Below are 24,770 nucleotides of genomic sequence, written 5' to 3'. Positions count from 1 at the left end.
GGCCGGGCCGGGTTCAGGGCAGCTCGATGCCCGGGTCCTGGCCGCCGAGGGCGCTGGTGCACAGGCACTCGCGGTCCTTGGGGAGGCGGGCGACGACGTCGAACAGGACGGTGCGCAGCCGGTCGACGTTCTGCGCGAAGACCTGGAGGACCTCGGTGTGGGAGACGCCGTCGCCGATCTCGGCGCCGGCGTCCAGGTCGGTGACGAGGGAGAGGGAGGTGTAGCACAGCTCCAGCTCGCGGGCGAGGATCGCCTCGGGGTGGCCGGTCATGCCGACGACGGACCAGCCCTGGGCGGCGTGCCAGCGGGACTCGGCGCGGGTGGAGAAGCGCGGCCCTTCGATCACGCACATCGTGCCGCCGTCGACCGCCTGCCAGCCGCTGCCCCGGGCGGTAGCGAGCGCCGCCTCGCGCCCGGCCGGGCAGTAGGGGTCGGCGAAGGCGACGTGCACCACGTTGGGCCGCAGGCCGTCCTGGCGCGGCTGGCCGTCGTAGAAGCTCTGGACGCGGCTCTTGGTCCGGTCCACGAGCTGGTCGGGGATGAGCAGCGTGCCCGGGCCGTACTCGGGCCGCAGCCCGCCGACCGCGCACGGGCCGAGCACCTGGCGGACGCCGAGCGAGCGCAGCGCCCACAGGTTGGCCCGGTAGTTGATGCCGTGGGGCGGCAGGTGGTGGTTCCGGCCGTGGCGGGGCAGGAAGGCGACGCGCCGGCCGGCTATCTCGCCGAGGAAGAGCGAGTCACTGGGCGGGCCGTAGGGGGTGTCCACGGTGACCTCGGTCACCTCGCCGAGAAACGAGTAGAAGCCGGACCCCCCGATGACGCCTATGTCGGCGGCCGTCTCGTCGGCGCTCATGCGGCGGAGGCGGTGCTCGCGGACGAGGACGAGGAGGACGACGAAGACGAGGAGGACGAGGACGAAGACCCGGATGATGACGAGGAGGACGAAGACGACGAGGAGCCGTTCTCGGACTTCTTCGCGGTGGACTTCTCCGAGCTCGACGAGGAGGAGCTGCCGGAGGAGGCGTTGCGGCTGTCGTTGCGGTAGAAGCCGGAGCCCTTGAAGACGATGCCGACCGCCGAGAACACCTTCTTGAGCCGCCCCTGACAGCTGGGGCACTCGGTGAGGGCGTCATCGGTGAACTTCTGCACCACTTCGAGGCCCTCCTGGCATGCGGTGCACTGGTACTGGTACGTCGGCACGAGTTCCTCCCGGCACTGGCACTCTTCCTGAGTGAGTGCTAACGACGCTCCATCGTGCAACATTCCCCGCCCCCGCGTCTACTCACGGCGGCCTCCGGGGGCACGCCGCGGTCACCCCGCCGTCAGCCCGGTGTCAGTCCCGCACCCCGGTGCTTCCGCCCGCGTCGCCGAGCCAGCCGGCGAGCTTGCCGCCCCGGCTGACCGCCAGCAGCCGCCGCTCGACCGCGTCCCGCACCGGGTCGGTGGCCACCACCAGCAGCTCGTCCCCGCGCCGCAGCACCGTCACCGGCTGGGGCACGAAGCTGGTGCCGTCCCGCACGACCAGCGTGACGGCGGCCCCCGGCGGCAGCCGCAGCTCGGCGACCTCCACGCCGTGCATCCGCGAGCCCTCCGGGATGGTGACCGACAGCAGGTGTCCGCGCAGCCGCTCCAGCGGCGCGGACTCGATGTCGACGTCCACCGCCTTCTCCGTCTCGCCCGGCAGCCGCAGCCGCCGGGCCAGCCACGGCAGGGTGGGGCCCTGGACCAGGGTGTAGACGCCGACCAGCACGAAGACGATGTTGAAGATCCGGTCGCTGTCCGGCACGTCGGCGACCACCGGGATGGTGGCCAGCACGATCGGCACCGCTCCCCGCAGCCCGGCCCACGACAGCAGCAGCTGCTCCCGCCAGGGCCGGCGGAACGGCAGCAGGCACACCACCACCGACAGCGGCCTGGCCACCAGGGACAGCGCCGCGCCGATCACCACCGCCGGCCAGAAGTCCCGCCACAGCCCGGAGGGGTCGGCCAGCAGCCCCAGCAGCACGAACAGCCCGATCTGCGCCAGCCACGCCACCGCGTCCGCGAAGCCCCGCGTCGCGGGCCGGTGCGGCAGGCGGGCGTTGCCGAGGAGGACCGCCGCGACGTAGACCGCGAGGAAGCCGGAGCCGTGGGCGAGCGCGCCCGCGGCGTAGGCCAGCACGGTGAGGGCCACCACCGCGATGGGGTACAGGCCGGACGCGGGCAGCGCCACGTGCCGGAGCCCGAGGGCGCCGACCCTGCCGACGACCAGACCGACGACCAGACCGATGGCCAGCTCCACCAGCATCCCGCCGGCCAGCAGCCACCACTCGCCCGGCTCGTGCGCGAAGTCCACGTCGGAGAAGGCGACGACGAGGATGACGACGGGGGCGTCGTTGAAGCCGGACTCGGCCTCCAGCACGCCGGAGAGCCGGCGCGGCAGCCGCACCCGGCGCAGCACGGAGAAGACGGCGGCGGCGTCGGTGGAGGAGACCACGGCGCCCATGACCAGCGCCGAGTCCCAGTCGAGCCCGGCCAGGAAGTGGGCCGCGGCCGCGGTGACGCCGACGCTGATGCCGACGCCGACGGTGGCCAGCACGGCGGCGGCGGGGATCGCCGGGCGCATGTCCTGCCACCGGGTGCCGAGGCCGCCCTCGGCGAGGATGACGACGAGCGCGGCGTAGCCGAGCACGCGCGTCAGCTCCGCGTCGCTGAACTCCACGCCCAGCCCGTCCTCGCCCAGCCCCATGCCGATGGCCAGGTAGATGAGCAGGGTGGGCAGCCCGCTGCGGGAGCTCAGGCGCACCGCGGCGACCGCGACGAGCAGGACGAGGGCGCCGGCCAGCATCAGTTCGTTGAGGCGGTCTACTGTCAGCGGCGGACCCCTCCTCTCTCGTCGTCGCGTCCGGCGGACGTGCCCGCGCGGACGTGCCCGCGCGTGTTCGCGCGTGCGTTCTCGCGCCTGCGGGCATATGGGCCTGTGGAAGGCTGTCCGCGGCAAGACTGCGAGCCGTCAAATTCACCGGCTTTGCGGAGAATTTACCAGCATATGAATGGTGAGGCCTGGGAGCCTGACTCGGAGCCTGACTCCCCGTAGGCACACCCCGGTAGCCGTATGTCTATGGTTGCCTTCGACCGCCGCGCTGCCTTGAGCGCCCTCGAGCGCCCTCGAGCAAGGACTGAGGACAGAGACACCGAGATGCCCCGCGCCAAGAAGCCCAGGCGACGCGCTCGTCTGATCCTGATCGTCGTCGTCATGTTCCTCCTGGCCGGGCTGGGCTACGGGGCCTACTGGAGCGTGAGCACCGTGCGGGCCTCCTTCCCGCAGGTCAGCGGCGAGCTGACGGTCGAGGGCCTGTCCGCCCCCGTCACGGTCGAGCGGGACGGGAACGGCATCCCGCAGCTGTACGCCGACACCGCCGAGGACCTCTTCCTCGCCCAGGGCTACGTCCAGGCGCAGGACCGCTTCTGGGAGATGGACGTCCGCCGCCACGTGACCGCCGGCGAGCTGTCGGAGATGTTCGGCGAGGGCCAGGTGGAGACCGACGCCTTCCTGCGCACCATGGGCTGGCGCGAGGTGGCCCAGCGGGAGTACGACGAGGAGCTGTCGGAGGAGACCAAGCGCTACCTGCGGGCGTACACCGACGGCGTCAACGCCTACCTGGCGGAGCACAGCGGCGCCGGGCTGTCCGTGGAGTACGCCGCCCTCGGCTTCGAGAACGACTACGCCCCCGAGCCGTGGGACCCGGTCGACTCGGTGGCGTGGCTGAAGGCCATGGCCTGGGACCTGACCGGGAACATGCAGGACGAGATCGACCGTTCGCTGCTGGCGGGCCGGCTGAGCCAGAAGGAGATCGAGGAGCTCTACCCGCCCTACCCCTACGACAGCCACGCGCCGATCGTGACCGAGCCCGGCAACGGCACCGAGACGTACTCCGTGCCGGCGGCCGAGGGCTACGAGGACGCGGTCGACGGCGTGAGCACCCAGCTGTCCTCCCTCTCCCGCACCCTCGGCGACATCCCCTCCCTCCTCGGCCCCAACGGCGCGGGCATCGGCTCCAACTCCTGGGTGATCTCCGGCGACCACACCACCACCGGCCAGCCGCTGCTGGCCAACGACCCGCACCTGGCGCCCTCGCTGCCGTCCGTCTGGTACCAGATGGGCCTGCACTGCAACGAGCTGAGCGACGCCTGCCCGTACGACGTGTCCGGCTTCACCTTCGCCGGGATGCCGGGCGTGGTCATCGGCCACAACCAGTCGATCGCCTGGGGCATGACGAACCTCGGCGCCGACGTCACCGACCTGCGCCTGGAGCAGCTCGACGACGGCAACTACCTGCGCGACGGCGAGTGGGTGCCGTACGACACGCGCACCGAGGTCATCGAGGTCGCGGGCGGCGAGACGCGCGAGATCACGGTGCGCTCCACCGACAACGGCCCGATCATCTCCGACCGCGAGGAGGAGCTGACCAACGTCGGCGCGAGCGCCCCGGTGGACGCCCAGGCCCCCGACCGCGGCAGCGGCTACGCCGTCTCCCTCAGCTGGACCGCCCTCACGCCGTCCAACACCATGGACGCCGTCTTCTCCCTCAACGCGGCCACCGACTTCGCCGAGTTCCGGACCGCCGCCCAGGACTTCGCAGTACCCTCACAGAATCTCATCTACGCCGACACCGCCGGCAACATCGGCTACCAGGCGCCGGGCGCCATCCCCATCCGCGGCGAGGGCAACGGCCGTTACCCCTCCCCCGGCTGGGACTCCGCCTACGACTGGCAGGGATACATCCCGCAGGAGGCGCTGCCGTACGAGTACAACCCGGAGCGCGGCTACATCGTGACCGCCAACCAGGCCGTCGTCGACCCGTCCGGGTACGACTACCACCTGACCGAGGACTGGAGCTACGGCACCCGCAGCAACCGCATCGAGGAGCTGATCCAGGAGACGATCGCCGAGGGCGGCAACGTCTCGATGACCGACATGCAGGAGATCCAGCTCGACAACCACAACGAGATGGCCGAGGTCCTCACGCCCTACCTGCTGGACGTCGACATCCAGGACGGCTACGTCCGCGAGGCCCAGGACCTGCTGGAGGGCTGGGACTACTCGCAGGACGCCGACTCCCCCGCCGCCGCGTACTACAACTCCGTCTGGCGCAACCTGCTCCAGCTGGCGTTCGGCGACAAGCTGCCGAAGGAGGTGCGCGTCGAGGGCGAGTGCCTGATGGTGCCGCCCGCCGACGACTCGCAGCCGATCGAGGACCTCGACGGCGACGCCCGGCTGATCAACGAGTGCGGCGAGCGCGACCCCGACACCGCGCAGCCCGACGGCGGGGACCGCTGGTTCCTGGTGGTGCAGAACATCCTCGACGACCCCGGCAGCCGCTGGTGGCACACCCCGGCCGACGCCGACCAGCCCGCCACCGACACCCGCGACGAGCTGCTGCGCCGCGCCATGCGCGACGCCCGCTGGGAGATGACGGCCGAGCTGGGCAAGGACATCGACACCTGGAGCTGGGGGCGGATGCACACGCTGATGCTGAACAACCAGACCCTCGGCACCGAGGGCCCGGGGCCGGTGCAGTGGCTGCTCAACCGCGGGCCGTGGGAGCTCTCCGGCGGCACGGACGTGGTGAACGCCACCGGCTGGAACGCGGCCGGCGGCTACGACATCACGTGGGTGCCGTCGATGCGGATGATCGTCAGCCTGGACGACTTCGACGAGTCGCTGTGGATCAACCTCACCGGCGCCTCGGGGCACGCCTACCACGACAACTACACGGACCAGACCGAGCTGTGGGCGGACGGCGAGTACCTGCCGTGGGTGCACAGCCGTCAGGCGGTGGAGGAGTCCGCCGGGGACACGCTGACGCTCAGTCCGTAGCGGTCCTCAGCGGCCCTCAGCGGCCCTCAGCGGTCCTCAGCGGTCTCGGGGAAACCGGGGGAAAACCGGTGCACCCCCTCCGGCGTGACGGCCACGCCCACCGGCCGGTCGTGCGGCTCGCTGGGCAGCTCGTCGACGACCTCGTGCCCGTACACCAGCGCCACCAGCGCCCGGTCCCCGCCCGCCGCCGCCAGCCGCGCCAGCGCCCGGTCGAAGCTGCCGCCGCCCCGCCCCAGCCGGACGCCGCGCCGGTCCACCGCCACGCCCGGCAGCAGCACCGCGTCGGCCTCGCACACGGCCTGCCGCCCCAGCCGGGGCCCGCGCGGCTCCAGCAGCCGGGCCCCGCCGGCGTAGTCCGTCTCCCGCAGCCGGCCCGCCCCCTCGAAGACCGCCCAGTCCAGGTCCAGGTCGGCCATCAGCACCGGCAGCAGCACCCGTACGCCGCGCGCGCGCAGCGCCGCCAGCAGCCCGGCCGTGCCCGGCTCGCGGCCGACCGACACGTACGCCGCGACGGTCGCGCCCGCCTCCAGCGAGGCCAGCTCCGGCAGTTCGAGCGCGCGCCGCTCGATCGCCCGCGCCGCCTGCGCCACCTCATCGCCCGCCATGGCGGCACGCACCGCCAGCAGGTCGCGACGCACCTCGCGCTTGTGCCGCCGCACTTGCTCGACCTCGTCCGCATCGCCTCGCACGTTCGCCACGCTGCCCACGCGCTCCCTTCACGACCCGTTACACGCTCTTCGACGATCTGTTCCCCGGCAAAACGCTCATAGCCCGACGCTTAACCGCAAAGTGCTCGGCGGCGTCGGCCCCGCTGGATACAGTGACGGCATGACGTCACCGCGCCCCCAGATCACCAAGGCTGTCATTCCCGCCGCCGGTCTGGGCACGCGTTTTCTTCCCGCCACGAAGGCGACGCCGAAGGAGATGCTGCCCGTCGTGGACCGGCCCGCGATCCAGTACGTGGTGGAGGAGGCCACCGCCGCAGGCCTCACCGACGTACTGATGATCACCGGCCGGAACAAGCGGCCGCTGGAGGACCACTTCGACCGCAACTACGAGCTGGAGGAGGCCCTGCACCGCAAGGGCGACGACCAGCGCCTGTCCTTCGTCCAGGAATCCAACGACCTGGCCACCATGCACTACGTGCGCCAGGGCGACCCCAAGGGCCTGGGCCACGCCGTGCTGTGCGCCGCGCCGCACGTGGGCGACCAGCCCTTCGCCGTGCTGCTCGGCGACGACCTCATCGACCCCCGCGACCCGCTGCTGACGATCATGACCGACGTGCAGCGCCTGTACGGCGGCAGCGTCGTCGCGCTGATGGAGGTGGCTCCCGAGCAGATCCACCTCTACGGCTGCGCCGTCGTCGAGGAGACCGACCGCGACGGCGTACGCCGCGTGACCGGCCTGGTCGAGAAGCCGTCCGCCGCCGACGCGCCCAGCAACTACGCCGTCATCGGGCGGTACGTGCTGGACCCCGGCGTCTTCGAGGTGCTGCGCAAGACCCGGCCGGGCCGGGGCGGCGAGATCCAGCTCACCGACGCGCTCCAGGCCATGGCCGCCGACCCCTCCCTCGGCGGCCCGGTGCACGGCGTGATCTTCTCGGGCCGCCGGTACGACACCGGCGACAAGGGCGACTACCTGCGCTCCATCGTCCGCCTCGCCTGCGAACGCCCCGACCTCGGCCCCGACTTCCGCGCCTGGCTCCGGAGCTACGTCAGCGAGGAGATGCCCCGCCTTGAGTGACCTGTGGTCGGTCGACGAGCACCTGACCGACATCCTGCGGGCTGTGCGCCCCCTCGACCCCATCGAGCTGCATCTCGCGGAGGCCGCCGGCTGCGTCCTCACCGAGGACGTCACCGCGCCCTTCGCGCTGCCGCCCTTCCCCAACAGCTCCATGGACGGCTACGCGGTGCGCGTCGCCGACGTCGAGGGGGCCACCGAGGAGTTCCCCGCCGTGCTGCGCCTCGTCGGCGAGGCGGCGGCCGGCGCCGGCGCCGGCGAGCTCCCGGCGGTGGGGCCCGGCCAGGCCGCCCGGATCATGACCGGCGCCCCGGTGCCGCCCGGCGCCCAGGCGGTCGTCCCCGTCGAGTGGACCGACGGCCGCATGACCAGTCACGACGAGGTGGACCTGGCGGGCGAGGTCCGCGTCTTCCGGCCCGCCGACCCCGGCCAGCACATCCGCGAGCGCGGCAGCGACATCGCCGCCGGCTCCCTCGCCGTCGCCGCCGGGGCGGTGCTCGGCCCGCCGCGGCTCGGCCTGCTCGCCGCCGTCGGACGCGCGACCGTCACCGTGCGCCCGCGCCCCCGCGTCGTCGTGGTCTCCACCGGCAGCGAGCTCGCCGCGCCCGGCGCGCCCCTCGCCCCCGGCCAGATCCACGACTCCAACGGCCCCATGCTCACCGCCGCCGCCCAGCGCGCCGGGGCCGTGGCGTACCGCGCCGACGCCGTCGCCGACGAGCCCGCCACGCTGCGCGGCGCCCTCGACGACCAGCTCAGCCGCGCCGACCTGATCGTCACCAGCGGCGGCGTCAGCGTGGGGGCGTACGACGTGGTGAAGGAGGCGCTGAGCCAGGAGAGCACCGTGGAGTTCCGGCGCCTGGCGATGCAGCCGGGCAAGCCGCAGGGCTTCGGCTTCCTCCACCCCGGCCGGGTGCCGCTCTTCGCCCTGCCCGGCAACCCGGTCAGCGCGTACGTCTCCTTCGAGCTGTTCGTGCGCCCCGCGCTGCGCGCCATGGCCGGGCACCCCGCCGAACGCCTGCACCGGCGCCGCGTCACCGCCCGGCTGGAGGCCGACGCGCCCCTCGCCTCCCCGCCCGGCAGGCGCCAGTTCCTGCGCGGCTCGTACGCCGCGGAGACCAACACCGTCCGCCCGGTCGGCGGCGCCTCCTCCCACCTCATCGCCGCCCTCGCCCTGGCCGACGCGCTGGTCGAGATCCCCGAGACCACCACCGAGGTGCGACCCGGTGACCAGGTCACGGTGGTGCTGCTCGACTGAGCGCGGAGTACCGTAGCCCTTCATGAACACCCCGCATCTGACCCACCTCGACGAGGCCGGGGCGGCCCGCATGGTCGACGTCTCCGGCAAGGAGGTCACCACGCGGACCGCGAGGGCCACCGGCCGGGTGCTGGTGACGCCGGAGGTCGTTGACCTGCTGCGCGGCGCCGGCGTTCCCAAGGGCGACGCCCTCGCCACCGCCCGCATCGCGGGGATCATGGCGGCCAAGCGCACCTCCGAGCTGATCCCGCTCTGCCACCCCCTCGCGCTGTCCGGCGTCACCGTGGACCTGTCGGTGGAGGACGACGCCGTGGAGATCGCGGCGAGCGTGCGCACCACCGACCGCACCGGCGTGGAGATGGAGGCGCTGACGGCGGTGAGCGCCGCCGCCCTCACCCTCGTCGACATGGTCAAGGCGGTCGACAAGGGCGCGGTCATCTCCGACATCCGCGTCGAGGAGAAGACGGGCGGCGCCTCCGGCACGTGGAGACGGGACCAGCGATGACGACGTCCCCAGCCGCGTACCGGGCGCTCGCCGTCACCGCGTCCAACCGCGCCGCCGCCGGGACGTACGAGGACACCACCGGCCCGCTGCTCGTCGAGGCCCTGGTCGCGCTGGGCTTCGCCGCCGACGGCCCGCGCGTGGTGCCCGACGGCGAGCCGGTCCTCGCCGAGCTGCGCGGCGCCGTCGACGCCGGGTACGACGTGGTCCTCACCACCGGCGGCACCGGCGTCTCCCCCACCGACCGCACCCCGGAGATGACCCGCCGCGTCCTCGACTACGAGGTGCCCGGCATCCCCGAGGCCATCCGCGCCGCCGGGCAGGCCAAGGTCCCCACCGCCGCGCTCTCCCGGGGCCTGGCCGGGGTGGCGGGCCGCACCCTGATCGTGAACCTGCCCGGCTCCCGGGGCGGCGTCCGCGACGGCCTGGCCGTGCTGGAGCCGCTGCTGCGCCACGCCGTCGACCAGCTCCGCGGCGGCGACCACCCCCGGCCGGTGTCGTGAGCGTCGTGAACCCCGCGAGGTCCCACTGGCCCGTCGAACTGGTGGACGGCGACGTGGGCCTGCGGCCCATCCGGCAGCGCGACCACCGCGCCTGGCGCGAGATCAACCAGCGCAACCGCGACTGGCTGCGCCCCTGGGAGGCCACCATCCCGCCCCCGCCGCCTGGCCACTTCCCGCCGCGCCGCCCCACCTTCCGGCAGATGGTGCGCCACCTGCGGAGCGAGGCTCAGGCCGGGCGGATGCTGCCGTTCGTCGTCACCTACCAGGGGCGGCTCGCCGGGCAGCTGACGGTCGCCGGCATCACCTGGGGCTCGATGTGCTCGGCCCACATCGGCTACTGGATCGACCGCGCCGTCGCCGGCCGCGGCGTCATGCCGACGGCGGTGGCGCTCGCCGTGGACCACTGTTTCGGCCCCCTCGGGCTGCACCGGATCGAGATCTGCATTCGCCCGGAGAACGGCCCCAGCCGCCGGGTGGTGGAGAAACTCGGATTCCGTGAAGAAGGCGTGCGCCCGCGTTTTCTCCACATCGACGGCGCCTGGCGCGACCATCTCGTCTTCGCGCTCACGGCGGAGGAGGTGCCGCAGGGCCTGCTGGCCCGCTGGCACCACCGGAGCTCCGACACGCCGAAGGCACCGCCCGCGCCCCAGAAATAAAATGCGTGTTCGAGCACTTGATAACAATCCGAAGAATTGACGGCCTGGGGCACCGGTTCGGACGACACACCGCCCGTTTTGGCCCACGCTCTCGCGCGAATCCCTCTACCGTGTGAGCGTGAGCAGCAGTGGCCTCATCTTCGCAGTGATCGTCGGCGCCTGGGCCGCGTATCTCGTGCCGATGTGGCTCCGCAGACAGGACGAGCTCAACGAGGCCCGCCCCACGGAGCGGTTCAGCACCGCCCTGCGCCTGCTGACGCGCGGCCGGCGCGGCGTCCCGGCCGAGCCCGCCGACCCCTCCGAGACAGCGGAGGCCGACGAGGCCCCCGCGCCCGCCAACGCCAACGCCCACGCCGACGTACGGGCGTACGCCGAGCCGGTCACCACGGTGCCCCCGCCGGCGTCACCCAAGGCCACCCCCAACCCCCGCGCCGCCGCCCGCGCCAAGGTCCTGGCCCGGCGCCGCCGCACCACGATGGTGCTCTTCCTCGCCTTCACCCTCGGCGGCATCTTCGCGCTCTCCTCCGGCCCCGGCATGCTGTGGCTGCCCGGCATCCCGGCCGTGCTGCTGCTGGCGTACGTCATCCACGTACGCCAGCAGGAGCACCGCCGCTACGCCGTCGAGCTCGACCGCCGCCGCGCCGAGGAGGCCGCGCGGCGGCTCCGCCAGCGCACCCAGGCCAGCGCCGCCGCCCGCCCCGACCCGCCGGCCGCGGCCAAGCCGCGGGCGCCGAAACCGGAACTCCCGGCGCGGGCCGTGGTGGAGCAGACAGACCACGCCGAGTGGGTCAACCGACAGCGCGGCAGCGGCGGCGCGACCCCCGAGGACGGCCCCGACACCTGGGACCCGGCCCCCGTGCCGCTGCCGACCTACGTCAACGCCCCGGTCGCCCCCCGCACCACCCGCGGCGTCGACCTGGACGCCCCCGACACCTGGAGCGCCGCCCGCTCCACCACCGCCGGCGGCACCACCCCCCAGCCCCGCCAGGACCCCGCCACCCCCCGGCGCACCCCCCTCTTCGACCAGTACGCCGACGACGAGCACCCACCGCGCCGCCGCCGCGCCGCCGGCGAGTAGCACGCCGGGCAGCCCGCGTAACCGATTTCGGCCCGCCCCCGCCCGGGTGCTAGAGTTTCTACGGCTTTAGCGGCCACGGGCCTGTAGCGCAGCCTGGTAGCGCATCTCGTTCGCAACGAGGGGGTCAGGGGTTCAAATCCCCTCAGGTCCACACCTGGGCCGTTCACGAGTTAGCTCCTGAACGGTTCACGAGATCCCGTCCGATCATGGTGATCGGATGGGATCTCGGCGTTTGTAGACCTTGTTCGATGCCTGTTCGGGGTGGTCTGTGGTGCTGTGCCGGAGTCGCTCGCCGGCGGGCTGGGCACTGCCACGGTGGGCGAGCACGCCGATGGGCCCCGCAGCGGCGGGGCTGGATAGAGCACTCGGTTGTGGTGCGGCCGGTTCAGAGTTCTCCGGATGGCGGCGATCGTTCGCCGGCTACTGCCGCCGCCGGCGGCAGATCGAGCGGCCCCGGAGCGGAGACGGCTTCGTAGTCCGCCTCGGTGAGGTGGACGCCGGTGCGCTCGTAGAGCCAGGTCTCCAGGATGGCCAGGTTGCCGACCGTGATCATGATGGCGACCAGGAGCGTATGCGCTACCTGGCCGCGAGCGAGGCGGATCTTGGGGTTGCCGATGTCCAGCTCACCGCTCTTGAGGCGACCGTTGATCCCCTCATTGTGGGAGCGGATCGGCTTGTAGGTGGCGTCCCAGACTGGGCTGAGGTAATGGACGTCCTGCCGGTACTTGGCGACGTGCAGGTTCCCGTCCGCGTCGGCGGGGACCTTGATGGCGTGCTCGCCGCAGACCTCAGGCAGCTCCTCCTTCGGCGGCGGGCCGGTCCACTCCTCCTCCGGGAGGATGACGGTGGGCCGGGCGGCGGGGTCGCTGGTGCGTTTCCTGATGTTGCTGAGGTCAATGACCGTCCGCGGCGCTCCGGGTGTCCCTGCCGGCCTGGGAACGAGCCGATTACGGCGGGGGCAGTTGACCGACCGGGAGTCGCCGTGTCCAGGGCACTGGAGGCGGATGGTGCCACGGTGGTCGGGGCCTTGCTTGAGCTTGAGGTGGTACGGTCCGCGGGCGTCGATGGCCTCGCGGAGTTCAGGGCTGCGCACCCGGATGGCCTTGTCTTCCGCGCCCTGGGTGGCGTCGACCAGAGGGACGGGCGTCAGAGGACACATGAGAGAGCCGTCGACCAGCAGGGCTCCCTTCCAGTCCTGCTGGAGTCCCCGTTCTTGGACCTTGTAGTCCAGGGCGAGGCGGTAGCCCAGGCGGCGTGCGGGAATCTGGAAGTTTTCAGCCGCGCATCCGGTGTAGGCCCGGTCGACCGCGCAGTACCCCGGCGGAAGCCCCAACTCCAGCACCTGCTTGAGCACGGTGATGGCGTTGTGCCCGGTACGGACGCTGGGAGTGTCCAGGGCCATGCCCAAACACATCTGCGGGTAAGCCGGGCGCTTGGAGGAACGGCCACCTTGGTGGGCTGCGACGACGAGGGCCGCGCTGTATCCGAAGACACCGTAATCCGAACCACCGCTGTAATGCTCACCTGCGGTGATCTCGACGGAGGCCAGACCGGTGTGCTTACCGTCGGGGCGGGGTTGCACCGGGATGGCGGTGGCGTCGACGCCGACGTCTCCCCGCCAGCCGCGCAGGTAACCGCGTGCCTGGGCAATACGGACGGGGACAAGCACGAGCTGGTTGGCCAGCCGTTGCAGGCGGTCGGCCGCTTCGCGTCCGGCAGGGCCGTCCCATGCGCCGCGGTAGGCACGGGCTTCATCCTGGGACAGCCGCTGCCGCCGGTCGTGGCGGGCGGGGTCCAGCACGGTGGTGGCGCGATCCAGCGCTCGGTAGAGCCGGTTACTGGTCGCCTTGTTCTCCAGTGCCGTACGCGGCGGGTGTTCGTCAATGTCCAGCCAAGCACGGGCCTTGGGTCGGAGGCTGAAGTACAGAAGCCGCCAGGCGTCGGCGATGAGCGGTCTGCCGGTGTAGTAGACGGAGATCATCAGGCCGGCCAGTACCGTGCGCGGCGGCAGCCCGGCCGGTCCGGGGCGCCCGGCCAGCAAGCGGTCGAGTTCCGCTGGGAGGCCAGAGCGGTCGAGCGCTGTCAGCAGTTGACCGACCTTGGAGTCTGGGATCTCCAGGGGAGCTCCGCTGCGTGCCTTCGGTCGTTGCTTTCGCGCGTTCAGCTCCGCCTCCGGCGGTCGCCTCACTGGCGACGTCCCCGCAGCAGGCGGTCCACCTCCTCATCTCTGATCGGAGGTACCCAGCGGTGGTAAGCGGCCAGTCCTGCCGGAGACTTCATCCCAGCGGCCATCGCGACGACGGCTGGGTCGATCCGCTCACGGAGGAGTTCGACGATCCAGGTCGACCGCAGGCGTCGTGCGGACAGCCGGGGCAATCCACCCGACGGGCGGTGTCGGGCTGGCCAGGAGGAGACCAGGTTTTTGGACGCCTCCACTTTGCGTCGCGGGCGGAAGAGGTAGGCGGTGTCTGCGGTGTGGGCGAGGTCGGCCAGTACGTCTTCCCAGGCCATCCGGCAGACGACGCGCCGACCAATCAGTTCCTTGTCCAGCACCGCTTTCCCGGAATGCGTAAAACGGATATGGCTGCCTCGCATCCGGGTCAGCTCTCCTGGGGTACAGCCGCATCCGGCTCCCAGCGCCATCATCGCCAGTCCATCGCGGCGGGCTTGTCCGGGGAGAGCATCCGCCCACGCTCGCAGACGAGCCAATTCGCCTCTCTCATAGGGCGGATGTGGGTCGCGGGAAGAAGACAGCCGGACGTGTGGCGCCTCACCCCGCTCCACCCACACCAGAGCCTCCCGCGTGCGACGCAGCCAGGTCGCGTAGGTCTGTGCAGTCGAGCCCTCCTTATCGGCGCAGCCGGAAAGCACAAAGCGGTCGATGGTCTCCGTTCGCAACCAAACCGCCGGGTCACGGGGCAGTCCAGAGCCGTCCGCCCAGACCGCCAGGCGCCCGACCGCGTGCAGGAGATGCTTCACCTCGTACGAGGTCGCCGGTGCGGCGGCGGCCACGGTCGCCCGTACCAGGTCGGCCACCGGGTCCCATACGCGGTGCGGGAGACAGGGCTTGTAGTCGCGGATGCGCCGCGAGACGTCTGGACTGAGATGCACGCACCAACGGAAACGGCTGGACAACCGGCCAGTCCAGTGATCAAGGAACACGTTCACGCGAAGGAGTGCATTCTGATGGTCGGAGGCATGAACCGGCGCACCCCTCCGCGCAAGCTTGCCCACGATCCGGAAGCCTGGCCCGACTCCAGCATCACCGACCCCGCTGCCGCCGTCGTCCAGCACATCGCCCGCACCCTCCAGGCGGCGATGGAGGAGCGGGGAGGAAGCCTGCGACGCTTCGCCGCCGCCTTGGGCGTCAATCGACAGGTCGTCGCAGACCTCGTCGCTGGACGAAGTTGGCCCGATATCGCCACTGTCGCCCGGCTTGAGAATGTTCTGGATATTCCACTGTATCCGCCCGGTGGCGGAACGCTTCGTACGCACGAAAAATCGGCCTTCCCGCACCCGAAAACCTCTTCGGGCACGCCGAAATAGGCCACACCGCCCTCAAGGCAAGCCAGAATGCTCTACCCTGAGGGGAGCGTGAACCACCACTTGCATGGGTGCACGTGATCGGCCGCCGAAAGATGCCCATCTCAGGCTGACCGAGGGTCCCTCCTCCCCGGACCGTGGGGAGGAGGGACGTCTTATATCCCCGCCCGCTAGGCAGCTCCCTTCGCCGGGGTCGCCGCCTGGAAGAGCCCTGGCTCGGACTCGATCAGGTACCCCTGCTCCACGAGGCGTTTCGCCGTCACTCTCGTGGTCTCTACCGTCGAGCGCGTTACCTCTCGCCCCAGCACCTCGGTAATCTCCCGCGACCGCATCGGCCTCCCGGAGGTAGCCATCACCTGCGTGATCGCCTCGGCGAGTTCACCGGACCGCATCTTTGCTCCATCGATCCGGCCCGGGGTCGGCTGCATAGCGGCCGGCGTGGCCCGGCCGATGTCGCTTGCTTCTACCGTTCCAGTCTCATCCGCCCCTTCGCTCTCCCCCGCAGTCGCTGGCAGTCTCGCGAGCGCTTGCTTGAGGGATTCATTCAGAGCACGGAGGTCAGATCGTTCGGCGTCGAGGCCAGCAAGCACTTTGGACACCTGCTCATATTCCGCGTCCAAATCGGCCAACCTCTGACGATAGAGGGCCATTGCCTCACGCAGCCCAACCATCGCGGCGTCCACATCATAGTCAGACGTCTTCATCACCGAGCCCTCCCCGCACAGACATCCCTGCCAGAAGCCATCCTAGAGAATCTCAGGAGAGGCCGCAGCCAAGCGCCAGCCGCACGGGCGCAGTTATCAGGAACGCATCCGGACCGTACAACATCAAGCCCCTCGATAAAATCCCCGAGAACGGACAATCCGGACGATGTCCAAATCCAGCGCCACCAATGCGGGGACGAGCGCCTGCGTTTGGCCCAACACGACCGGGTGACAGCCCTACACTTCCCGATAGGACATACAAGAAACTCTATTTCTTAAAGATCCACTTCGTCCGAATGGTTCCCCGGACTCTGCAGCGGTCCCCTGCCTGGCAGCCCAACAAGCAGGGGATGCCCCCTGGCTTGGCGACGACGTCGGGCTTGCCAAGGGGAGTCGGCGAGTCAACGCACCACGGTGATGGGTGCGCTATCCGGATGCCCGGTCTGCGTTCGAGAAGCCCGACGCCGCAGTGAGGTATGTTTTCCACTTCCTATCCGGAATCTTCTAGATGGGCTAGATGCTGGCTAGTTCGCCGGGGTCCAGGTGATAGCGGGCGCGGGTAACGGCGACGTAGGCCAAGCGGGCCTCGTCGGGATCGATGGAGGGGGGTGGCTGGCCGTCTTCGTTCGTCTCATCTGACGCTTCCTCGGCGTCGTCGGGGGTGAAGTCTGCCGAGATCCGTACGGTGGGCCACTCACGGCCCTTGGCCTTGTGCGCAGTAGAGACGGTGACCTGCGCGTACTCCTCGGGGGCGAGTTGGTCGACGGCGGCGAGGATGGCGCGGGTGCCGTGTTGTTCAACGACCTCGACGAGGGGGGCGAGGTCGCCGCCGGCGGGGTCGTATTCGGCGTAGTCCTTCAGGTCGCCCCAGCGTTCGAACAGCAGGAGCTCGGGGTGGGTGGTGCGGCGGCCGTGTTGCAGGTCGTCGGCGGCGCGTGCCAACGCTCGTAGGGGTTCGGCTCCTCCGGCCAGGGCGACGCGGCGGCCGGTGGGCAGCAGGTTCATGATCTCGATCATGGTGCCGACGTTAGTGCGGCACAGGATGGCGTCGGGCCGCTCCAGGGGACCGATGCGGGAGGGGATGGTGTCGGTGCCGGTCAGGCGGATCGGAGCGTCGACCAAGGTGAGCCAGCGGTTTGCTTCCTCGGCGAGGGCAGGGCCGAAGCGGAAGGAGCGGGAGAGGGTCAGGGCGGTGCCTTTGAAGTCGGTCATGACGTCCTTGGCGCCGCGCCAGCCGTAGATGGCCTGTGCGGAGTCGCCGACCATGACCAGTTGGGCGCGGTCGCGTTGACGGGTGAAGACCTCCTCAAGGACGGGGTTGGTGTCCTGGGCCTCGTCCAGCAGGAGGTAGTCGGCGTCGATGACGGGGTCGGACAGGGCCCAGATCTTCAGGTAGTGGTCGTGGTTGAAGCGCACAGCTCCCCTGTCGGGATGCTGAACGTCGGCCCATGCCTTCTCGGCGTGGGGCAGGATGGCCTCGGCCAAGCGGCTGTGGCGTTCGGGGGTGTCCAGGCCGCGCAGGTGGGGGACGTGATGGATCTGGAGGGTGGGGTCGGCGGAGTGGCAGAACGTGGTGACGGTGCGCAGCGTGACGGAGGCGAGGATGGGTTGGGGGATGGTGCGGCCGTCGATGGTCAGAGGGCTGGTGAGGTCCAGGTGCATGCCCTGTTTCCAGCTGGGGACGCGGGGGGCGTTCAAGCGGCCGGCGTAGCGGCGGCCGACGGCGGCGAAGGCGAGAGAATGGGCGGTCTTGCAGGTTACGGTCTGAGGGAAGACGGCGGCCGCGGCTTGCGCGATGGACCTGTTGAAAGCAATGTAGCGGCCGCGACGGGGAGTGGATGCGGCAAGCATCGCCAGCGTGGTGGTCTTGCCGGTGCCCGCGCCGGCCTGGAGTACGAGGTGATCTCCGGCGGTGAAGGCATCGGCTGCGGCGGCTTGCTCTTCGGTGGGTTCCAGCACGTTGGTTCCTTGCAACGTCAAAGGGGTTTCACGGGGAGGATGTGCTGAGGCAGCCGGCGTGGACTCGGACGGCACCGGATGCGGTCGATTTGGCGCAGCGCCTAAGCGGGACGAACCGGCCACGGTGAGGGAGGCATGCCGTACGGGGTGCGCGGGGGGGTATCGCCCGTGGCCGGCAAGGTTCAGACGTGAAGCCATGCGGGGAGGATGGCAGGCGACACGCCGCCGACTCGGCACCGATGCCGCTCATCTCACCCGAGCAGCCGCATCAGTGGCGCATGCATGTTCTAGCAGCAGGGATCTGTTCGGTCCGCCGCAGGAGTTGCGGTGGTAGCGCCGCTCCAGTTGTCCCTCGCCCTGTTCCGGGTGACCCAGATCGGCAGCAAGGCCAAGAGATCGGTCCTGGAGAGGGCGGGTGGCATCAGCTGTAGCTCCCGGAGCGCCGAGCCGTTCAACCTGCGGCCGACAGGCAGCTGATCCTGACGGAGCATCAGCTTCGTCGCACGGATAAGAGTTCGTCTGAATGCAGACTGTTCGATGACTGTCACTAGTTCGGGTGCGAATCGCCAAGTTCCCTGAGGTCAGGGAGTGGGCGGAGTAGGTGGCTGGTGCCCTTGGCAAAGGGTATCCATAAGGCTACCGACAGGCGCGCCCAGAGCATGGGCGATGGCGTGCCACGTAGCAAGCGTTCCGATGGTGCGGCCCTGTTCGATCTCGATGAGGGTGCGGCGCGATAGGCCACTGCGGGAAGCGAGTTCGTCGTAGGACCAGCTGCGCTCGGCCCGTAGCCGGGACAGCTCCGTGCGGAGCATCTCCAGGTTGGGCTCCGGCGGCAAGATCGTCACTCAGCTATCGCACGGTGCAGACCCCTGCCCTGTCAGTGCATACCTCTGCCCTACTTGCGCCAGCCTTTCGGCTACCGAGAGGGCAGAGCTCTGCACTATGGTGTGCCGCCGCCGGACGACTTCCCACAACCCGGGAGGACCGCACGGATCACCGGCCAGCCGAAACCCGCTGGAGGAACAACGCCATGCGGCCAGGCCCGCAGCCCCTCTCTCTGCACCGCCGCGTCTGGACGGTCACCATCCACCTTCGCGATGGTGCACCCGCCCTTACCTGCCTGGCCTGCGGTCCTCTTCTTCCCCCTTGCCATGCCGTAGCCACCCGCACCGCAGTGCTGGCGCATCTCGCCCGCCACACCCGCAGCACGCTACTCCCACCCCACCTGCGCATCTGCCAGTGTGGCCATCACGGCTGCCGGTGGCATCCCCGCCACCGCGGCTGCGACGGCCCGATCCTGCTAATCCTGGCCCGCAGCGTCACCGGGCGCACCTGGCGCCTGGCCGACGTCTGTCACGCTTGCGCCGTCGCTACGCCTCACGCGGCGACGGTCCCGAACACGCTCACCACCAGCCGTCCACAGGCATCTTCCCAACTCGCGGCTGCGAGCGGTTCGCCCACCCTGCAGCGTGAACGTGTCTCAGGTAGCGAGGAGGCCGTGCACCTCTTCGACCCGCATGACCACAGCCTTTGGGAATGGACCGACGATGAGTCAGCCACGGCTGGATAAGGTGGTCGGTAGTCGAGGGGGAGTGGGCCCATGGACTTGGTGGACGAATGGCTGCGGGCGGTGGCCCAGGGTGCGGGAGGCGAGACGGCGAGGTCAATCCGGACTGCCTTGACGACGATGGCGTCGCGACTGCTCAGCAGCCGCGGGTCCTTCTCGGAAGGCAACGCCGACGTGGCGACGCTCGCCAGCCTTGCTGGCGCGGTGTCCAGTCAGCCCGACGAAGCCGCCCTGCTCGGCATCCTGAGCGGGTTCGCCCAGGATCTGATGGCTCCCGGGCCATGCTCCCCGGCCTTCCCCCCGTCGGTCCATTCCAACTACTTCACCAACGCGGAAAGGGTGCTGGCTGAGCTGGACCGTGCCGCCGAGCAACCGTACGAAGGCGGCATACGCGGCGCCCTGCTGTACGGCGAGTCCGACAGCGGCAAGACGGCTACCGCCTCCCACTGGGCCTTCCGCAGAACTGCACATCGTTCGTATTGCAAGGCATACGCCGACCTGCGCGACATCGACGCGTCGCAGGAAGCGCAAGCCCGCGTGTACCGGCGGTTACTGAGTCAGCTGGGCATGCGCGGGGAGGACATGCCACCAGGAATGAGAGATCGGGCGTGGCACTACCGTCGTCTGCTGCACGAGCGGCGCGCGGTGCTCGTGCTGGACAACGTTCGTGAGGTCGCACACGTCCAGCCGTTCCTCGTCCCCGAATCCGGTGTTTTCACGATCGTCACCACCACGCGCCTGATGTCGCTCTTCGAGACGCACCTTGAAGTCGAATCGTTGAGTCACGAGGCCACGAAGCAGCTCTTCATCAAGCTCATTGGACCGGACGCCTTCGAACGAACGCTTCGTACCCATCCCACCCTCGTGGAGAGATGCCGGGGACAGGCGGCGGCCGTGCTGCGGACCGTCAAGGATCTGCAAGCCGGAGACGACAGCGCCGACGAGCGGTTCCCCGAGGACACCTACGAGCGGCTGCCGCCGGACCTGGCACGGTTCCTGAACCACCTCACCTTCGTGCCATGGCCGGAGATCACCTCGGGCGTAGCAGCGGCGGCTGCCGAGGTGACGCAGATCGACGCGGCGCGGATGCTAGAGCGCCTTACCGACCTGCAGTTTCTCGTCCACGAACCGGGACGCTCCGACCGCTACCGCTTCCGCCAGGGCTGCGAGAACTACGTCGCATCGATGGCATTGCGCCGGGAGGGGGCGCTGAGGGAGGACGCCGCCGTGACCCGGTCCTTGGAATGGCTGCTCGGCTTCGCCGTCCGCGCCGACTGGGACGCGCATCCGTGGCGATGGCCGGTTAACGACCTGCGGGAACGAATGACGCATCCCCCCTTTGGAAGCAGCGCGCAGGCGCTGACCGCACTCATTGCCGAGCTGGACTCGATCACTCAGGCCGTCGACGTCGCCTCCAAGCGCCGCGAGCCCAAGACCACCTGCGGCCTCTGCGACGCAATGTGGGCAGCTCAACTCAAGGACGGCCGGCGCCAGGAGGTCCTGCCCGCCCTCCGCATCGGCGTCAAGGTGGCGGACGAGCACGTCACCGACAAAGTCATCGTCGCACGGATGCACACGCTCCTCGGTCTGGCCCTGACCGAACTCGGTCCGGAGGGGTGGCGAGAGGCCAAGCGCGAGCTGGAACGCGCTGAACGGATTGCGCGGGCATCGGAGCATATCCTCAGCCTCGCGACGGCCATCGAGTCCCAGGGCCTGCTCAGCCTGCGGCGTGGAGACGGACGCTCGGCGTTGCGCCGTTTCGAGGAGTCCCACAATGTCCTCGCCCAGATACGTGAAGATCACCCCGACTTCGCACACGCTGAACGCGCCCGGGCGTTGCTTCGCCGCAATCAGGGGCGAGCGCTACGCCTTCTCGGCAGGCTTCCAGAGGCACAGGCGCGACTGGCTGCCTCTCTCGAGAACTTTCGCGGGATCAGAGACGAGTACAGCCAGGGACGCACCCTCACCGACATCGCCTGGACCCACTTCGACGCGGGTGACCTCAGGGAGGCACTACAGGCGATCGACCAGGCGATTCCTCTCCTCACTGAAGAGGGCGCCGACTATCACGTGCAGTTGCTCCGCCGGCTGCGCCGCCGTTGCGAGGACAGGCTGGGATGAGGGGAAGCTCACAGGCATCCCTGGCATGCTCGTGATACGTGATCCGCACGCTGGCTGGCCGGTCACAACAACCTCTCTATGCTGATCTGCGTGAGGAACGGCATGCGCGTCGGCTTGATCTCGTTCGGTGTCCAGGAGTTCGCCGCTCTGCACGAGACGTGCGTCGAGGCGGGCCACGAGCCGGTCGTCTACGGCTACTCCCGTTCCATGCGGCCCAGGAGAGCCACCGACGACGGGGTGGCCGAGGTGGTCGGGCAGATCACGGCGGCGCTCCCGGCGGGGATGGATCTGCTGCTGCCGGGCAGCTCCGAAGGACTGGGCGCCGCGCTGCGCGGCTACGACCTCGACCTTGTTGTCTGCTACGGGTTCTCCTGGCGGCTGCCCGCGTCCGTCCTGCGCATCCCGCGGTACGGCGTGGCCAACGTCCACTGCTCGATGCTGCCGAAGTACCGCGGGCCCGCGCCGGTGCCGTGGGCGATCCGGAACGGCGACTCGCACCTGGGGGTGACGGTCCACCGCATGAACGAGTGGTTCGACGCCGGGCCCATCCTCGCCCAGCAGGACGGGATCCCGATTCCCGACGACGTGACCCCCGCACGCCTGTGGCCCAAGTTGTCTCCCGCGCTGCGCCGTGTGCTGGCCCTCGCCCTGGACGGCGTGACGGACCCGGCGGCCGGCGAACCGCAGCCGGCCCAGGGGGTGAGCTACGCGGGGTTGATGGAGCCGGAGTTCTCCGTCGTCGACACCGCGAAGACCGCGCGGGAGGTGCACAACCAGGTGCGCACCTTCCGTTTCATGGGCCCAGGCCTTGGCCCGGTCGCCACTGTCGATGGTCACCGGCTGAAGATCCTGCGCACCAGCCTCACCCCTGCTGACGGGCCGCGTCTGGACTGCGCGGACGGCCCGGTGTGGATCACCGCCTTCGAACCCGTGACCTGACAGCTCACAAGCCATCGCTGCTGTTGAGCCGCGCGGCCACCCGTCGGGCCAGTGCGGTCGCCTGCGGGTCATCGAACGCTCCCACCAGCCGCCTAGCCTCCTCCCACGCGGCCTGTGCCCGCTCGTCCTCGCCGAGCGCGTCGAGGGCATCTCCCAGGTGTGCCAGGGCGTTGGCCAGGCGCCAGTGGGCGTCGACATCGCGGAATGTGGCGATCGCGCGGTGATGCAACTCGGCGGCCTCATCGACGCGGCCGAGTCCCTGGCAGGCCTGACCGGCGCCGTCCAAAGCGACGGCTTCGCGGGCGGCATCGCCGAGGCGTTGCTGTACGTCGGCCGACTCCTGAAACGAGCCCAGCGCCGCCTCGGGATTCCCACGGGCGAGCTCGACGCGCGCGGACTCCGCCAGCCAGTGTCCTTGCCAGAGCTGATTGTCTTCCTCGGCGGCCAGGGTCAGGGCGTCGGCGATCGCGGATGCGGCCGCGTCGGGGTCGCCTGCCTCGCGCCGGGCCCAGCTCAGCAGCCACAGCGCGTTGCCCTCGCCGGAGTGGTCGCCGAGTTCGCGGAAGTCGGACAGCGCCTGCTCGATCAAGGGCGCGGCCTGCTCGCCGTGGCCGAGTTCACACAGGGTCTCGGCGAGGTTGCTGCACATCAGGGCCGTCCAGCGCCGGTCGCCGAGTTGCTGGAAGATCTCCACGGCCTCGGTGAAGTGGGCCGCTGCCTCGTCTAGTCGCCGGCGGCGCAGTCCGATCAGGCCGAGGGCGTTAACGGACACCGCCGTGCTATGCCGGTCGCCGATGCGCCGGCGGATGGCCAGCGCGGCCTGGTGGCACTCCTCGGCCTCCTCCAGCCGCAGCGCCTGGAAGGCGACCTTGCCCAGGTTCTCCAATGCTTCCGCCTGCCCGGCCTCCTCGCCCGAGGCGCGGGCGGCGTCCACGGCGATCCCCGCGGTGGTGCCCCAGTCGTCGAACGCATTGTGGTGCATGTAGATCGCCCGCAACACCACGGCCAGGCGCCAGGCCATCCCGGGGAAACCGGCGTCGGCGGCGGCACGGGTGCAGGTGACCAGATTGGCGGACTCGGCCTTGTACCACTGGAACGCAGACTCGTAGTCCTCGAAGGCAAGAGTGCCCGTCGGGGCGGGGACGTGGTCGTCGAGGACCCAGCGGTCATATGGCGCGATGGCCCGCTGCGCTGCGTCCGCGGTGTGGAGGTACCAGGCGACACACCGCGCGAGGACCGCCGAGCGCTCCTCCTTGTTCTCCTCCCGCCGCACGCGCTCGCCTGCGTACGCCTTCATCAAATCGTGGAACTCATACCGCCCGCCCGGGCGCCGTTGCAGAAGGTGGGCACGGACCAGGGCCTCCAGCAGCGGACGCACACGGGAGGGTTCTCGGCCGGCCAGACAAGCCACTACCGGCAGGCCGAACTCGTTGCCCGGATGCAGGCCCAGCAGCCGGAACAACCGCGCCGCCCCGCTGGGCAGCGCCTGGTAGGACCACTCGAACACGCTGCGCATGGCGTCGGCTCCCTCCTCGGCCTCGTCCTCGGGATCCGCTGTGAGTACGCTCCACCGTGCCGTCTCGTCACGCAGCTCGTCGATCAACTCGCCCAGCGGCACCGTCGGCCAGCCCGCCGCCCGCTCCGCCGCGATACGCAGCGCCAGCGGCAGCCCGCCACACATCAGCGCCAGCTCACTCAGGTCGGAGCCCTGGTCGTCGGGCCGGTCCTCCGCCGTGGCCGCGCGCAGCAACGCGACGGCATCGGGCGTCGGTAACGTCGCCACCCGGACACGTACTGCGTCCTGCTGCGCCACCAGGCTGGTCAGATCGTCCCGGCTGGTGACCAGCACCAGGGACTGGGCGGTCCCCGGCAGCAGTGGTCGTACCTGAGCGCTGTCGGCCGCGTTGTCGAGGAAGATCAGCATGCGGCGGTGCGCCGTGAGTGAGCGGAACAGGGTCTCCCGCCGCTCCCGCGTGACTGGCACCTGAGCGGCGGAGATACCGAGGTCTTCCAGAAAGCGGCCGAGGACCACCTCCGGCGGTGTTGGAGGGTCGGCAGCATAGCCGCGCAGATTGGCGTACAGCTCACCGCCGGTGAAGTGCTCCCGGATGGTGTGGGCCCAGTGCAGTGCGAGCGAAGTCTTCCCGACTCCGGCCGTACCGGTGATGACAGCCACGCGCGACGCGTGCGGCTCGGTGCCATCGTCGGCGACGAGCGCGGAGAGCCGGGCCACTTCCTGTGAGCGGTTGACGAAGTGACGCACACTCCCGCGGAGCTGGTGCGGGATCACCACCAGAGGATGGTCGGGGTGCTGATGGAAGTGCACCCCACCCTGAACATCCC

Annotated in this window: 20 protein-coding genes and 1 tRNA gene; 11 read left to right on the top strand and 10 right to left on the bottom strand. The window is 70.4% G+C overall.

The window, feature by feature from the left end; genetic code table 11:
• Positions 1 to 13 precede the first annotated feature (13 nt).
• From ACTWQH_RS06955 to ACTWQH_RS06945, 3 genes are all read right to left on the bottom strand, one after another.
• A complete protein-coding gene (locus ACTWQH_RS06955) occupies positions 14 to 853 on the bottom strand; it encodes an S-methyl-5'-thioadenosine phosphorylase (protein ID WP_443285458.1) in 840 nt (279 codons plus the stop codon).
• Positions 850 to 1,200 (bottom strand): FmdB family zinc ribbon protein, encoded by a 351-nt coding sequence (locus ACTWQH_RS06950; RefSeq protein ID WP_443285457.1) that lies wholly within the window; start codon positions 1,198 to 1,200, stop codon positions 850 to 852. The genes ACTWQH_RS06955 and ACTWQH_RS06950 overlap by 4 nt, the downstream gene beginning before the upstream one ends.
• 133 nt (positions 1,201 to 1,333) lie before the next feature.
• Positions 1,334 to 2,854 (bottom strand): potassium/proton antiporter, encoded by a 1,521-nt coding sequence (locus ACTWQH_RS06945; RefSeq protein WP_443285474.1) that lies wholly within the window; start codon positions 2,852 to 2,854, stop codon positions 1,334 to 1,336.
• Positions 2,855 to 3,178: 324 nt separating this feature from the next.
• On the opposite strand from ACTWQH_RS06945, the gene ACTWQH_RS06940 reads away from it, so the two are divergent.
• A complete protein-coding gene (locus ACTWQH_RS06940) occupies positions 3,179 to 5,860 on the top strand; it encodes a penicillin acylase family protein (RefSeq protein WP_443285456.1) in 2,682 nt (893 codons plus the stop codon).
• 26 nt (positions 5,861 to 5,886) lie between these two features.
• Here ACTWQH_RS06940 and ACTWQH_RS06935 read toward each other — a convergent pair whose 3' ends face one another.
• Positions 5,887 to 6,558, bottom strand: a complete 672-nt coding sequence (locus tag ACTWQH_RS06935) for a 5-formyltetrahydrofolate cyclo-ligase (protein ID WP_443285455.1) — start codon at positions 6,556 to 6,558, stop codon at positions 5,887 to 5,889.
• A 130-nt stretch (positions 6,559 to 6,688) separates the two neighbouring features.
• On the opposite strand from ACTWQH_RS06935, the gene ACTWQH_RS06930 reads away from it, so the two are divergent.
• The 7 genes from ACTWQH_RS06930 (at position 6,689) to ACTWQH_RS06900 (ending at position 11,745) form a co-directional block, all read left to right on the top strand.
• Positions 6,689 to 7,603 carry a UTP--glucose-1-phosphate uridylyltransferase gene (locus tag ACTWQH_RS06930; protein WP_443285454.1) on the top strand — a complete coding sequence of 305 codons (915 nt, stop codon included), beginning with the start codon at positions 6,689 to 6,691 and terminating at the stop codon, positions 7,601 to 7,603.
• Complete coding sequence (gene glp, locus ACTWQH_RS06925) at positions 7,596 to 8,855, top strand: molybdotransferase-like divisome protein Glp (RefSeq protein ID WP_443285453.1); 1,260 nt, start codon at positions 7,596 to 7,598, stop codon at positions 8,853 to 8,855. The genes ACTWQH_RS06930 and glp overlap by 8 nt, the downstream gene beginning before the upstream one ends.
• A gap of 22 nt (positions 8,856 to 8,877) precedes the next feature.
• Entirely contained in the window at positions 8,878 to 9,360 is a 483-nt protein-coding gene (moaC, locus tag ACTWQH_RS06920) for a cyclic pyranopterin monophosphate synthase MoaC (RefSeq protein ID WP_443285452.1), read from the top strand.
• Complete coding sequence (locus ACTWQH_RS06915; RefSeq protein ID WP_443285451.1) at positions 9,357 to 9,860, top strand: MogA/MoaB family molybdenum cofactor biosynthesis protein; 504 nt, start codon at positions 9,357 to 9,359, stop codon at positions 9,858 to 9,860. The genes moaC and ACTWQH_RS06915 overlap by 4 nt, the downstream gene beginning before the upstream one ends.
• A gap of 5 nt (positions 9,861 to 9,865) precedes the next feature.
• Entirely contained in the window at positions 9,866 to 10,516 is a 651-nt protein-coding gene (locus ACTWQH_RS06910) for a GNAT family N-acetyltransferase (protein WP_443285450.1), read from the top strand.
• Between the two features lie 118 nt (positions 10,517 to 10,634).
• Positions 10,635 to 11,594: a divisome protein SepX/GlpR gene (gene sepX / locus ACTWQH_RS06905; protein ID WP_443285449.1), complete on the top strand. Its 960-nt coding sequence runs from the start codon at positions 10,635 to 10,637 to the stop codon at positions 11,592 to 11,594.
• Between the two features lie 77 nt (positions 11,595 to 11,671).
• A tRNA-Ala gene (locus tag ACTWQH_RS06900) sits at positions 11,672 to 11,745 on the top strand.
• 234 nt (positions 11,746 to 11,979) lie between these two features.
• Here the strand turns inward: ACTWQH_RS06900 and ACTWQH_RS06895 are convergent.
• Positions 11,980 to 13,782: a hypothetical protein gene (locus ACTWQH_RS06895; protein ID WP_443285448.1), complete on the bottom strand. Its 1,803-nt coding sequence runs from the start codon at positions 13,780 to 13,782 to the stop codon at positions 11,980 to 11,982.
• The gene (locus ACTWQH_RS06890) at positions 13,779 to 14,762 is read right to left on the bottom strand and encodes a hypothetical protein (protein WP_443285447.1); all 984 of its coding nucleotides are present in this window, start codon (positions 14,760 to 14,762) and stop codon (positions 13,779 to 13,781) included. The genes ACTWQH_RS06895 and ACTWQH_RS06890 overlap by 4 nt, the downstream gene beginning before the upstream one ends.
• Positions 14,763 to 14,792: 30 nt before the next feature.
• On the opposite strand from ACTWQH_RS06890, the gene ACTWQH_RS06885 reads away from it, so the two are divergent.
• Positions 14,793 to 15,140: a helix-turn-helix domain-containing protein gene (locus tag ACTWQH_RS06885; RefSeq protein WP_443285446.1), complete on the top strand. Its 348-nt coding sequence runs from the start codon at positions 14,793 to 14,795 to the stop codon at positions 15,138 to 15,140.
• Positions 15,141 to 15,307: 167 nt separating this feature from the next.
• Here ACTWQH_RS06885 and ACTWQH_RS06880 read toward each other — a convergent pair whose 3' ends face one another.
• From ACTWQH_RS06880 to ACTWQH_RS06870, 3 genes are all read right to left on the bottom strand, one after another.
• A complete protein-coding gene (locus ACTWQH_RS06880) occupies positions 15,308 to 15,841 on the bottom strand; it encodes a hypothetical protein (RefSeq protein ID WP_443285445.1) in 534 nt (177 codons plus the stop codon).
• A 513-nt stretch (positions 15,842 to 16,354) separates the two neighbouring features.
• Positions 16,355 to 17,797 carry a UvrD-helicase domain-containing protein gene (locus ACTWQH_RS06875; RefSeq protein WP_443285473.1) on the bottom strand — a complete coding sequence of 481 codons (1,443 nt, stop codon included), beginning with the start codon at positions 17,795 to 17,797 and terminating at the stop codon, positions 16,355 to 16,357.
• A gap of 584 nt (positions 17,798 to 18,381) precedes the next feature.
• Positions 18,382 to 18,645: a helix-turn-helix transcriptional regulator gene (locus ACTWQH_RS06870; RefSeq protein WP_443285444.1), complete on the bottom strand. Its 264-nt coding sequence runs from the start codon at positions 18,643 to 18,645 to the stop codon at positions 18,382 to 18,384.
• A gap of 755 nt (positions 18,646 to 19,400) precedes the next feature.
• On the opposite strand from ACTWQH_RS06870, the gene ACTWQH_RS06865 reads away from it, so the two are divergent.
• Positions 19,401 to 21,488 carry a tetratricopeptide repeat protein gene (locus ACTWQH_RS06865; protein WP_443285443.1) on the top strand — a complete coding sequence of 696 codons (2,088 nt, stop codon included), beginning with the start codon at positions 19,401 to 19,403 and terminating at the stop codon, positions 21,486 to 21,488.
• Between the two features lie 90 nt (positions 21,489 to 21,578).
• Positions 21,579 to 22,427 carry a methionyl-tRNA formyltransferase gene (locus ACTWQH_RS06860; RefSeq protein WP_443285442.1) on the top strand — a complete coding sequence of 283 codons (849 nt, stop codon included), beginning with the start codon at positions 21,579 to 21,581 and terminating at the stop codon, positions 22,425 to 22,427.
• A gap of 4 nt (positions 22,428 to 22,431) precedes the next feature.
• Here the strand turns inward: ACTWQH_RS06860 and ACTWQH_RS06855 are convergent, their stop codons facing one another.
• The gene (locus ACTWQH_RS06855) at positions 22,432 to 24,720 is read right to left on the bottom strand and encodes an ATP-binding protein (protein WP_443285441.1); all 2,289 of its coding nucleotides are present in this window, start codon (positions 24,718 to 24,720) and stop codon (positions 22,432 to 22,434) included.
• Between the last annotated feature and the right edge of the window lie 50 nt (positions 24,721 to 24,770).

The organism is Streptomyces sp. 6N223, assembly GCF_052246635.1.
Classification (GTDB): Bacteria; Actinomycetota; Actinomycetes; order Streptomycetales; family Streptomycetaceae; genus Streptomyces.
The sequence above is the reverse complement of the archived record's forward strand: the minus strand, read 5'-3'. Positions and strand labels throughout refer to the sequence as shown.